8 protein-coding genes and 1 pseudogene are annotated in these 12,152 nt (G+C 69.8%); 7 read left to right on the top strand and 2 right to left on the bottom strand.

The window, feature by feature from the left end:
* Positions 1-1,620 (bottom strand): annotated as a pseudogene (locus ACWGH4_RS20220) (IS200/IS605 family accessory protein TnpB-related protein); the annotation flags it as partial.
* Positions 1,621-2,111: 491 nt separating this feature from the next.
* Here ACWGH4_RS20220 and ACWGH4_RS20215 point away from each other — a divergent pair.
* The 3 genes from ACWGH4_RS20215 (at position 2,112) to ACWGH4_RS20205 (ending at position 6,062) form a co-directional block, all read left to right on the top strand.
* The gene (locus ACWGH4_RS20215) at positions 2,112-2,603 is read left to right on the top strand and encodes a peptidoglycan-binding domain-containing protein (protein WP_453462628.1); all 492 of its coding nucleotides are present in this window, start codon (positions 2,112-2,114) and stop codon (positions 2,601-2,603) included.
* A gap of 320 nt (positions 2,604-2,923) precedes the next feature.
* The gene (locus ACWGH4_RS20210) at positions 2,924-5,368 is read left to right on the top strand and encodes a glycoside hydrolase domain-containing protein (RefSeq protein WP_453462625.1); all 2,445 of its coding nucleotides are present in this window, start codon (positions 2,924-2,926) and stop codon (positions 5,366-5,368) included.
* 1 nt (position 5,369) lies between these two features.
* The gene (locus ACWGH4_RS20205) at positions 5,370-6,062 is read left to right on the top strand and encodes a hypothetical protein (RefSeq protein ID WP_453462622.1); all 693 of its coding nucleotides are present in this window, start codon (positions 5,370-5,372) and stop codon (positions 6,060-6,062) included.
* A 492-nt stretch (positions 6,063-6,554) separates the two neighbouring features.
* Here ACWGH4_RS20205 and ACWGH4_RS20200 read toward each other — a convergent pair whose 3' ends face one another.
* Positions 6,555-7,250, bottom strand: a complete 696-nt coding sequence (locus tag ACWGH4_RS20200; RefSeq protein WP_453462619.1) for a DUF4352 domain-containing protein — start codon at positions 7,248-7,250, stop codon at positions 6,555-6,557.
* 244 nt (positions 7,251-7,494) lie between these two features.
* Between ACWGH4_RS20200 and ACWGH4_RS20195 the strand changes: the two genes are divergently transcribed.
* The 4 genes from ACWGH4_RS20195 to ACWGH4_RS20180 all read left to right on the top strand — a co-directional run.
* Positions 7,495-7,617, top strand: a complete 123-nt coding sequence (locus tag ACWGH4_RS20195; RefSeq protein ID WP_453462616.1) for a hypothetical protein — start codon at positions 7,495-7,497, stop codon at positions 7,615-7,617.
* 169 nt (positions 7,618-7,786) lie between these two features.
* Positions 7,787-7,975: a hypothetical protein gene (locus tag ACWGH4_RS20190; protein WP_453462613.1), complete on the top strand. Its 189-nt coding sequence runs from the start codon at positions 7,787-7,789 to the stop codon at positions 7,973-7,975.
* A gap of 219 nt (positions 7,976-8,194) precedes the next feature.
* Positions 8,195-10,696, top strand: a complete 2,502-nt coding sequence (locus ACWGH4_RS20185) for a SpoIIE family protein phosphatase (RefSeq protein WP_453462610.1) — start codon at positions 8,195-8,197, stop codon at positions 10,694-10,696.
* A 747-nt stretch (positions 10,697-11,443) separates the two neighbouring features.
* The coding region (locus tag ACWGH4_RS20180; RefSeq protein WP_453462607.1) for a type 1 glutamine amidotransferase at positions 11,444-12,152 on the top strand (709 nt) is incomplete at its 3' end.

Genomic DNA, 12,152 nt, shown 5'->3' with positions numbered 1-12,152 from the left:
GTGAGCAGGAGTGAGTTTTGGACCCAGACCTGTGCGACTGGCGCGTCCCGAACGGTTTTGGACGCACTGGTTGCCCGCTTTCGTTCCGCGTCCGGTGGCGCGCATCGGGTGCGTGGTCCGGGGATGCGGGGGCGGGGTTCCTCGCGCCCCAGGGTGCCCGGGTCGGCCTGGACGGTCCGATGCCCCGCACGATCGCTCTGGTCGTGCGGGGGCGGTGTCGTCCGTCGCCGGATCGGGTGCCCTTGGGCGCGCCTGCCGATCGCGATGCTTGCGGCATCGTGCCGGCTGGTCTTGCGGGTGGTGGTGAGGGGTTTCTGCCAGTGCTGGGCCCCCCCATTTGCTGGTGTAGACCGGGTCGACGGCGATGATCGCGATACCCGTCCGGTCGGCCATGGAGGTGAGCCGGGCGCGGAGCTTGCCGGTGGGCATGCCGGAGATCAGCTGCCGGAGGATTCGCCTGCGGCCGTGCTTCTCCCTGGTCTTCTCGGCCTGGAAGTCGAGGTCTTCGACCGCGATCGCTTTCACCCCGCGGGCCTTGGCCCAGTGCAGGAGTCGGGTGAGGGCGTGGCGTACTTGGGCGTCGCGGTGCCGGGTGGTGCCGGTGAGGGTGTAGGGGAAGCGTCGGGGTTCACCGCAGGGGTTGCCGTGGGTGTCCAGGCGCCAGGCGGCGAGGTGGTCGGCGTTGGTGTCGACGCCGATCACACCGTGGGCGAGGGCGGCTTGGAGCGGCACGGTCGGGGCGGCCGGGATCTGCCAGGAGGCGGTCAGATACCAGCGGTCGCGTCCGGTGTGGTGGTGGATGCGGTAGGCGACGGCCCGGTTCGCTGCCACCCGGTCCGCCCACTCGGCGCCCCGGTGCGCGAAGGAGACCTGCGCGGCGAGGACGTACCGGCCGTGTGCAGCGTTGGCCAGAGACGCCAGGGGTGCCGGTAGTTTGATCGACACCTCGCCGTCGGGGGTGATGCGGATCGTCTCGTTGCCGAACCTCTTGCCCGACTCGCCGTCCGCCGTAAGGAACCAGCGCCCAGTTTCCCACCGCTCGCGCCACTCGGCCTCGGTCAGTCCCGCCTCGGCAAGATGGTGACGGGTGCCGAGCAGTCGTCTGCCGCCCCGCACCACGCGCACAACACCGGCCGCATGATCGGCCCGCACCTTTCCGAGCCGGTGCTCCAGCACCCGCAGGCGGCGAGTTTTGGCATGCCACTCCCGCCGGGAACGGTAGCCGCCCGGAGCCCGCTTGGAGCCCTTCTGCCCGACCGGCAGCGACAGCCGGTGCCGGATCGTCCTGGCACCGGTTTCAAGGCCGTGGATGTGCGCGGCCTGCCCGCGCCGGGCCAGCGCCCACTGGTCGTGCGTGGCTTTAGTGATCGACCCCGCCCACCTGGACGACGACTCAGTCGTCAGGCCCCGCTTGCGCGCCGCCCACGACTCGGCACAGTGCCCCAACCCGTCCATGGAACGCGCTTTTAGATCACGCGAGGCCAGCGAGCCCAGGTGCGCACCCACCAGACGCAGCACCTGCTCGTCCTCGGGGGTGAGGCCCTTCAGCCGGTCACGCACGGCGACACCCGAAGGGCCGGTCGCCACGAACGGCGCCGCCACCTCCCGCAGACCACCCACAGTGATCACCCCCTCCGCACCGCACACACGCACCCGCCACCACCCCAACGACCCAGCACCCCCCAAGGCCACCCATTCGACAGGCGAACCCCCGTTCACCACACCGACCCCCGCGCACAGCAGCCCACAACAACTCGCCCACACACGCCAGAACTCACTCATACCAAGTCAGACCACAGCAGTTCACAACCCCCGCGCATAGGACACGAGTTGGATTCACTGCGTATGCCGGACTCACCGGAGTACTCGCCTCCCGCGAAAGGACAGTGGGGCCGCACTCGTCCGTAGGTGGGGGCGAGGCTCGCTTCCGGGGGTCTTCGGGCGTGGCCAGGGCGTCCATGCCTCTGCAAGCTTTCTGCAAGCTCAGAACTGGAGGGTGGTGCCTGTCATCCGCCCCGGTACGCCGGCAACAGGTCGCCAGTCCGGCCGGCGGATCGTCAAGAAGCAGAGGGCTACGCAGACGGGCCTTCGACAGACGTGACAGGACCGACGTGACACGACAGGACGAGGCTTCCATGGAGATCAACCACACCCTCCGCACCCTCCGCACCAGAGTGACGGCTCTCGCCGTAGGAGTGACACTGCTGTCCGGCGCCGCCGTGGTCGGCACCGCCGGGCCGGCCGCGGCCGCGAGCGGCTGCAACGCGACCTACGTCAAGTACGGGAACTTCATCGAGTGGCGCGGGGAGGCACGCATCCCCGCCTGGAGCGACGGCACCTACCTGAGTCTCAACTGCTCGATGCAGGAGGGGTCCTCCGGCGCCGGTGTCAGGGCGCTGCAACTGACCCTCAACAAGTGCTACGGCGAATCGCTGGACGTGGACGGGGACTTCGGGCCGCGGACCCGTGACGCGCTCAAGCGGGCCCAGGCCAGGGAGCGCATCTCGGTGGACGGCGGCTACGGCCCGCAGACGCGCAACGCGCTCACGTGGTACTACAAGCCGGTCACCCCCATGGGCTCCGACGAGTGCAGCCGGCTCTGACGAGCCGCCACTCCGAGCGGAACGACGATCCTCACCGGCGGAGCGTGCCGGAACGAGATGGAGCCTCTTCAGTGCGGGCCGTGGGACGGGGAGTGCCACGCTGCCGACCTCGAGGGCCGCGTCACACGAGGCTCCCGTGCCGCGGAGAGGCGAGGAGAAGCCGCCACTCAGACACGGGAGCCCCATCGGCACCCGCTCCCTCTCCCGCCCGGCTCGGGGCGCGGCCGAACCGCTCCCGCGCGCCGGCCACGCGGCGGCTCCACCGCCCCGCCCGGCGAACCGCGCTCCGGGCAGACGAATCTGAACCGTGGAGGATGCGCATGTCGGAAGACCCGAATGTCCTGGCTGCCCAGAAGTGGGTCAACGCGACCTACGCGAACGCGCCCGGGTACGTTCCGTGCCCGACAGACGGCAGTACGGGCTGGGCGACAGTGGACTGCCTCACCCAGGCACTCCAGCACGAACTGGGGATATCCCCGACCGTCAAGAACTTCGGGCCGGGCACCTTCGAAGCGGTGAAGAAGCGCTTCCGGTTCCCCGACCAGGAGACCAACACGAACATCGTCCGCATCTACAACGCCGCGCTGTGGTGCAAGGGCTACTACGGCTCGGAGCATCCCGCCGTATGGGACTCGACGGCCACGGCCTCCCTCGGTGAACTCTACGGCGACATCGGTCTCCTTCCCGGCTCGCACATCGACGCCGACCTGTGGGCCCGCATCACCCGCTCGCTGCTGCGCATGGACCAGTTCCGTACCGTGCCCGGCGGCCACGGCACCACCAAGCGCATCCAGCAGCACCTCAACCAGCGCTACGTCCAGCTCGTCCGCATCCACGCCATGAACCTGGTGCCGTGCGACGGCCACTACTCGCGCGACGTGCAACAGGGGCTGATGCTGGCCGTCCAGTACGAACTCGGCCTGGACAAAGCCACCATCAACGGCTATTTCGGCGAAGGTACGCAGCAGGCCCTGAAGACGAGGGGCACCGGCAGCTCCCTGCCCGCCGACCTGGCGCTGCTGTTCCGCGCCGCCTGCTGGTTCAACTCCCCCACCTGGGGCAGCGACGGCAGCGCCGTCCACTTCGCCTCCGAAAAGGTGTTCGGCGACATGCCCTGGCCCGAGGAGGACGGCGACGTCCCGTGGCCCGACATCGAGCACTGGGTGAACGCCTTCCAGGCGTTCTCCCAGATCCCCACCGGCACCTACAACTTCCAGACCTGGGCCCAGTTGCTCGTCTCCTGCGGTGACACCAGCCGCGACGCCGAAGGCTGCGACACCGCCGCGTACACCAGCAAGGAACGCGCCCAGGCCCTGTGGAACGAGGACTACCGGATCATCGGCCGGTACCTGGACGAGCACCTCGACCCCGACGACGAGCACTACCTCGGCAAGGCGCTCAAGCCCGGCGAGGCGCAGGACATCATCGACGGCGGTCTCAGGCTGTTCCCGCTGTTCCAGTACAACGGGACCCAGCTGTTCAACTTCACCTACGAGAAGGGATACGACCAGGGGGTCAAGGCCGTCGCCAAGGCCAGGGAACACGGCATCCCGCACGGATCCTGCATCTACTTCGCCGTGGACTACGACGCTCAGGACCACCACATCACCTCGAACGTCCTGCCCTACTTCCACGGTGTCCGCACGGCCTTCGAGCAGAACGGCGCCCGCTACGTCTTCGGCGTGTACGGCACCCGCAACGTCTGTGAACGCGTCTCCCGCGAGGCCGGCGCCCGCTGGTCCTTCGTCTCGGGCATGTCCTGGGGCTACTCCGGGAACCTCGGTTATCCGATGCCGCACAACTGGTCGTTCAACCAGATCCGGGAGTACCAGTTCCAGGCCGGCTACGGCCTCGACGCCAACGTCTGGCGGCGGGAAAGCGACCTCGGGGTGTCCAGCCTCGACTTCACCGGCCAGGGTGATCAGAGCCTGCGGGAGTACATCGACTTCGTGAAGCGCGTCGAGGGCGTCATCTCCGCCATGGGCTCCGGACCTCCCCGGCACTCGGTGATCGACGGAACGCTGGCGTTCCTGCGCTCGGCCGAACCCGCTTATCACGGCGTGAAATGGGATGCCATTCTCGGCGGCATCTCCTGGGACATCATGGATGCCTGCGCGGACGCGGGCATCGAACCCGGCGACAGGCTAACCTACTACGATCCGCGGGCGAACCACGACATCACCCTCGCGCACTTCGGCGCCGCCGCCGAGGGCCACTACAGCCGCCCCGGCAGCGGCAACGACGCGACCGTGGGAGAAGGCTGCGGATGGGCGGGGGACATCCTCAACGCCTACACGCAGTGGCGTGAGGACCACCGCTCGATGACCGGCGAGAACTTCTGCGTCCAGGTCGTCGGATCCGCGACGGTGGAATCCCGGTTCAGCAGTGACGACCTCATCGCCGATGTCGACGCCTACAACCTCTCCCGCATGCTGCACGGCTCTGACGGCGAGTCGGGCGGCGGGGACGACAGGCTCCTGTCCGACGCCCTGTTCACGTACCACTTCTGGGATGGAGCGAACCGCTCGGGGAAGCGGTTCACCCACTTCTACGACACCCGGTTCAGCGGCAGTCGCAGCACGTTCGAGGCGACCGTGCGGAACATCCTGCTGGATTTCGACTTCTTCTCCGCGTTCGACTGGGGCAAGAAGTTCTTTCTGCCCGAGGACGAGTCCCAGTGGCCGGAGAAGATCCCCGCGGACCAACTCGACTCGTTCGTCGATGGACTGCACACCGTCATCACCCGACGTATGGAAGGGGAATAGCGTGAGCCGCACCATCTCGCGCCGGGGCATCCTCGCCGCCGGGGCCGGCGCCGCCGTGGCCGCCTGGATCGCCCACGCCGGCCCGGCCGCCGCCGCCCCGGTCTCCGCGTCGAACGGGGGGAGCGCCGCATGGACCCGGGACAGATCCCTGAACGGGTGGCCCATCACCCCCGACGCCGTCAGCACCCGTACGGTGGTGGGCTCTTCGGCCTCCGTGGACCTGCGGGACGGCCCGGTGGCGACCGTGCTCCTGCACGTCGCCCGGCGCTGGCACTACGAGATCGCGCCCCTCGACACCGGCCAGGGCGGCGGCGTCAGCGGCCACACCACCAGCCGGACCGTCGCCGCGGAGTTCGAGTCGAACTACCTCTCCGGCACCGGACTCTGCCTACACCCCACCGCCTACCCCCTCGGCGGTTCCGAGGAGTTGTGGCCCCACCATGAACTGATCGTGCGTGACATCCTCCTGGACTGCGAAGGCACGGTCGTCTGGGGCGGCGACCTCGATCCCGTGAAGCGGTCGCACTTCCACATCGCCGCCGGCCCGGACGGGGACGCCCTCGCCCGCGTCGCCGGCCGGCTCTCCCCGCGGCCCGGTGCCGGGCGGACCCGCGGAGCGGGGGCGGTCGGAGACCCCGCCCAACCCGCCAGGCGGGTCAGGGCACGCCGTCTCGAACGCACCCAGAGCAACTGACCCCGCAAGGAAGAACACTCATGACAAGAACACGGGGGACATGAAGCCCACGAGAGCGACCGCGGCCATCACGACCGCGGCGGCCGCACTGACGCTGGGCGTCCGCGTCTCGCCGACGTCGGCCACCGGTCCACGAGGTCCGCCCCCGCCGCGCGCCCGACCGGCCTCTCCTGGCGGTCCGCGGCGAGGCACTCGACCTATGGGATGTCGCCGACCCACGCCGCCCGTGGAAGAAGGATTCGCTCGCCGAGGTCAGCTCGCTCACGGGGAACGACCTCAGCCCCGACGGCCGCTATCTGCTGACGTCCCGGGGCCGCTACGCGGGGGGCGTGCACCTGTGGGACTGGCAGACGCCGGGCGCGTCCTTCACGGAGCTGGTTCCGGACGGACGGCTGCCGAACCTGCGAGGCCGGACGGCGTTCAGCCCGGACGGCAGAACGGTCGCCGTGGCCGCCTGTGCGGCACTTCCGGCTCGGCCTGGCATTCGACCGGTCAGGACACGTTGCCGCGGACGCCTTCGCCGAACAGGCCGTCGGTGTACGTCACGTACTTGGGGGTGAACTTGCCCTTGCCGGTGATGACGCCCGTGGCCTTCTCGCCCGGGGCGAGGTCCATCATGTCCATCTGGTTCTCGTCCTCACCGAGCTCGTGGTTGTGCTTCAGGCCGGTGGTGTCGGTGATCGCGAAGTACAGCGGGTTGATGTCGATCTGCTCGTCGCTGTTGTTGGCGATGGTGACCTGGACGCTGGTGTAGTCGCCGCCGTCGTGGAGGATGCTCGGCCTGAACGTCGTCTTCGTCACGGTGAGTTGGACCGGGGCGGGTTCGGCCGGCTCGGCTGCGGGCTCGGTCTTCGGCTTGGTGGCGGGCTTCGCGTCCGCTTGGGCGTCGTCCTTCTTCACCGGCGCCTTCTCCGCCGCCTCCGACGTGACCGGCTTCTTCGTGCTCGTGCTGCTGTCGCTGAGGGCCGCTCCGAGGATGACGAGCAGGATCAGTCCGCCGAACACGGAGCCGAGGACGATGGCGACGATCGCGCCGGCGCCCATGCCCTTCTTCGGCGGCGGGGGCGGCTGGTAGGGGGCGGGGCCGTGACCGTACGGGCCGGGCTGCTGCGGGTAGCCGTATCCCGGCTGGGGCTGTCCGTGCGGGTACTGCTGGGGCTGGTTGTACGGCTGCTGCGGGTGGGTCATGGCCTGCCTAAGGTCGGGAGCGCCGCGAATGTGTGCGATTCATGTGGGAGCGGTGCGTGAAATGTGGGACTCACCGGAGTGGTTGATGGTTGTACGGGTACCGGTGGTGTTCCGCCGCCTGTGGTGGGCAATGAGCGCGCGGCCGGCGCTGACCACATGCAGGTCGTCCTCGCCGAGCCGGATCCGGACCGTGACGTGGGCGCCGGTCGGCCCAGGCGGGACGGAGCGAAGGAGACGAGTCCTTGTGGGCCGACGACGCGGCATCGACGCCCCCTACGCCGCGCTGGGCGACCTCGCCCGGGACATCGACACGGGCCGCAGCGACGCCTACGACGCGGCCGCCCGCATCCGCTCCTGGCACATCTGACGCCTCCCGCCCGGGCGACCTTCCCGCTGCGCAGCGCCGTACGCCGGCCGTTTCGGGGCTGTCATGGAGGTCTCTCGCCATGCCCGCCCGAGCTGGTCCGGCCCCGTGACCATTCGATCTCGTTCCGGCAGGTGCACCTCGCTGGCACGGCCGCGTGCGGTACCGAAAGGTGCGCGAGCTGGACGGGAAGCCGCTCACCGACGACGAGATCAGCAAGGGCTACGAGATCAGCAAGGACACGTTCGTGCAGGTGACCTACGACGAGCCGGCGCAGATGCCGCTGCCGACGCCGGCGACGGCGAGGGCAAGCGCGAGGGCGAGGGCTGTCGAGCTCGGCGAGAGCGAGATCGACCGGTGATCGCCCTCGCCCTCGAGCAGGTCATCGCGGCGCAGGCTGAAGGCCGGCGGCCGCCTCTGGGGAAGCCGCGCCGGAACCGGCCGGGCAAGTGGTCGAGACTCGCCGGCGCGCCTCGGGCCAGGGCGGAGCCAAGGCCGGATCGCGGCGACCGCTGCGATAGATGCGTCCCGCTGCGCTGCCGTCTTGGGCCGGTGGGACCGACCTGCGCACACTGGGAGTATGCGCGAAATGATCGGCGGCGTGACGGCGGAGCGTGAGGATCTGCTTGCTGCGGCCGTCGTCGAAGCCGTCGAAGGAACCGGCGCTTATGCGGGGAGTGTATTTCTCCGCTCCCGCGACCGCCGGTCCATCGTGCTCGCCGCGACTTGTGGCGTGCCGCCCTCTCTGCTCGGGGGCTGGCGCCTCATTCCGGTGAGCAGTCCCATCCCGGTCGCCGCAGCCTACAGCTCCGGGCGCACGGTCCACCTGGCCGACGCGGAGGAGACGACGCGCCGGTATCCCCAGCTCGCGGTGGCTCTGCCGTACGCCTTCGGCTCCTGCTCCGTGCCGGTGGGCTCAGGTGAGGAGACCTTTGGTGCGCTGGCGATCGTCTGGGCGGCGTCATCCGGCGGCCAAGGGATGTCCAAGGCCCAGCGCCGTCATGTGCGGACCGTTGCCAACCGGCTCGGTGCCGCCCTCTCCGACCTCCGCGCCCGTACCGGCGATCCCGTCGAGTGCGACCCGCAGACGATTCCCGTCGAGACACCGGCTCCGTCGGCACCGGCCGTGCGGGCCGGCCTGTTCGAATGGGACCTCGTCACCGGCATCATCACCGTGGACGACGAGCTCTGCGCGATCTTCGGTCTTGACCCCCGTGCTTTCGACGGACGGGCCGAAACGCTTGCTTCCTGCCTCCATCCCGGCGACCGCGCGGCCCTTCGAGCGGCCGCCCGCGCGGCAGCCGCCGAGGGCCGGATCAAAGCGTGGCGCCTGCGCATACGGGATCGCAGGGACAGCAGTGAGGGGTACCGCACGGTTGAGTTGTGGGGCCGCGCACTGGAGGCCGACAGCGCGCAGGCACGCACGCGCCTGGTCGGCACGGTCGTCGACGCGCAGGCCGGCAGCGCGGCCGTCGCCGCGGTCGAACGGCTGCGGGACGGTCTGATCTCCCTCGCCCCAGACGGGCGGGTCACCTACGCCAACCACAGCGCCCTGGGGCTGCTGGGCGTGCGCGGCGACGAGTTGCTGCAACAGTTTCTCCCGGACGTACTGCCGTGGCTGTCCGATCCCGACGTCGAGTACCGGCACCGGTCCGCCATGATCTCGCAGGCGCCAGTGTCCTTCCTTGCCTGCCGACCGCCCGACCGGTGGCTCGCGTTCTCTCTCCATCCGGAAGCAGACGGAGTAACCGGCCGTGTGGTGCCCGTCGACGATTCGTCCTCGACCTCAACGCCATCCGCCGCCTCGGCCGAGACAGCAGCCGATGCCACACCGGCGCGCCTGGGCGTCATGTACCACGTCCTGCAGCTGGGCAGCGCGCTGACCGAGGCGGTCACCGCCCGCGAAGTCTGCGAAGTCATCTCCGACCAGCTCCTACCGGCATTCGGAGGCCAGCAGCTGGCGATCTACGTGGTCCGCGACGGAACGATGCGTCTGCTTTTTCACACCGGCCACCACGAAGACTTCCTCGACTGGCTGGAGGGCGTACCGCTGCACGCGCGGCTGCCCGGTACGGAGACCCTGACCTCCGGCACGCCGCTCTTCATAGAGTCGCAGCAGGACCTCTCCCAGGGCTACCCCGGAATCCCCACGGGCGACGTACGCTCCTGGGCGTATCTGCCACTGATCGCCTCCAGCCACCCTGTCGGCACCTGCGTCCTCGGCTTCGACGAGATCCACCGGTTCACGCAGAGGGACCGCGGCGTCCTCACCGCACTTGCCGGGCTGATCGCCCAGGCCTTGGAACGAGCGCGGCTCTACGACTCCGAGTTCGCCCTCGCGCGGGGCCTGCAGCAAGCGCTCCTGCCGCACCGGCTGCCAGTAGTCCCGGGTATCCGCACCGTCGCGCGCTATCTGCCCGGCACCAGTGGGATGGACATCGGTGGCGACTGGTACGACGTCATCCCCACCGGTAGTGGGGTCTCTCTTGTCATCGGAGACGTGGAGGGCCACAGCATCGCCGCCGCGGCCACCATGGCCCAGTTGCGCAGCGCCGTACGGGCCTTCGCGGCGGTAGGCCATACACCCGGCGATGTGATGGCGGGCGTCAACCGAACCCTCGTCGACCTCGACCCCGGGCTGCTGGCCAGCTGCTGCTACATCCACCTCGAACCCCACGGCCACCACGCCTGTGCTGTGACCGCCGGCCATCCCCCACCCCTGCTCCGCCGTCCCAACGCGATGACCAACGCCCTTGAACTGGACATCGGCCCACTCCTCGGTGTGGATCGCGCAAGCACTTATCCGGCAACCCGGATCGAACTCCCACCAGGGTCCGTCCTTGCCCTCTACACCGACGGACTGGTCGAGGAACGCGGCGCCGACATCAACGTAGGGATTGACCGCCTGCGAGCATCCCTGGCCCACGCCCGAGCGGACACACCGGACGAACTCGCCGACCGGCTTCTGCACAACGCCCGGGGCTCCTCGTACCGGGCCGACGACATCGCCCTGCTGCTCACCCAGCTCGCTTCAGGTCACCGTGCCGAGGTGACACCCGATCACGTGTCACGCTCCCATTGATTCGGTAGACGCCGAGGCCGATGCCGGACTTGCCCTGCGGCCACGACCAGTGTCCACAGCAATGGCCGCGCCTTCTCTCCGCGTGTGCTGACGCCGTAGGAACCTGCCTCCTGCGAACTGCCCGGACAGCTTAGAGATGACGCCACCGTCCTGCTCTGCGAGTGGCATGAGCCCGCCGCCCCCGTGACGGGGGACCACGCCGATCGAGCCACCGGGGACAGCCCCTCCGGGCGGATCGCACCTCCGTCCAGGGGACTATTGCCGTGGCGGACGCTCCGCGGGCGATGGGGGGTGGGATGGTGGTGGGGTTAACTCCAAGCGCTCCCGTTGGAGTGGCTGAGCGAGAGCTCCTGGGGTGGCCGTCACGTCCCCCTCAGGGGCTTTTGCTTGTGCTGGCCGCTGAAGGGCCGTTCCGCGACGTCCGGGACGCCAGGACGCCGGTGGTGGCAACGCTGCACGGCGACCCGGCGGCATAAGCCCCCCTGGAAGCCTGGGCGAGGTCGCAGCGCGAGAGTCGCTCCCCTCAGCCGAGGATCGACCCGCCAAGTGGGCGTCGGCGTCGACCGAGTCGGCGCGGCACGCTACTCGATGGTCAGCGTCAGCCCCGTCGCCCCAAGGGAACTGGAGGCCAGCCCTCCGAGTACGGCGGCCGACGGACCGTTGACGTCGCACGTCGCGCCCTGATCTGCTGCGATCAACGTAGGGACCAACGCGGCGAACGCAGATGCCGAGCAGGGAGCTGAGGCGATGACGCCCTCGCACGCACCGGGCCCGCCGACCGCCGTGGTCGTACAGAACACCAGGAGCGGCGGTCCCGGCCGGGTCGGGGCCTGGCTGCGCGAGGCGGGGATCGGCCTCGAAGTGCTGCGCCCCTACGAGGGTGAGGCCCTGCCCCAGGCGCTCGACGGCAGGCCGCTCCTCGTACTCGGCGGCGGCTTCCTGCCGGACGACGACGAGCGCGCGCCCTGGCTCCCGGCAACCCGCAGCCTCGTCTCGCAGGCGCTGGACGCCGGCACCCCCGTCCTCGGCATCTGCCTCGGTGGCCAGTTGCTCGCACAGGTTGCGGGCGGCAGCGTACGGGCGCGTCACGGAAAGCCCGAGTTCGGCAGCACACAGATCCGGATGCGTTCCGAAGCCGCCGACGATCCGCTGCTGTACGGGCTCGGCTCGGCGGTTCCCGCGATCGAGCGGCACGTCGACGCGATCACCGAACTTCCGCCGGACGCGGTTTGGTTGGCGTCCAGCGCGGCCTGCCCCCACCAGGCATTCCGAGTCGGCGCGAGGGCCTGGGGCGTGCAGTTTCACCCGGAGGCAGAGGCCGAGCGGATCGCCGGGTGGGACCGGGAGAGGCTGGCCCGGCAGGGCTTCGACAGGGACCGGCTGCACGCCGAGGCCGTGGCCGCCGAGGGCGCGGCGGTCGCGGCGTGGTCGGTGTTCACGCGGAGGTTCGCTCAGG

The sequence above is a fragment of the Streptomyces sp. NPDC054847 genome (assembly GCF_053610925.1).
Note: the sequence above shows the minus strand (reverse complement) of the source record. Positions and strands in the feature narration are given on the sequence as shown.

Bases quoted from the DNA above. Each gene is read 5' to 3' on its own strand.
- ACWGH4_RS20210 (WP_453462625.1), top strand. From the start codon at position 2,924: ATGTCGGAAGACCCGAATGTCCTGGCTGCCCAGAAGTGGGTCAACGCG.
- ACWGH4_RS20200 (WP_453462619.1), bottom strand. From the start codon at position 7,250: ATGACCCACCCGCAGCAGCCGTACAACCAGCCCCAGCAGTACCCGCAC.
- ACWGH4_RS20185 (WP_453462610.1), top strand. From the start codon at position 8,195: ATGCGCGAAATGATCGGCGGCGTGACGGCGGAGCGTGAGGATCTGCTT.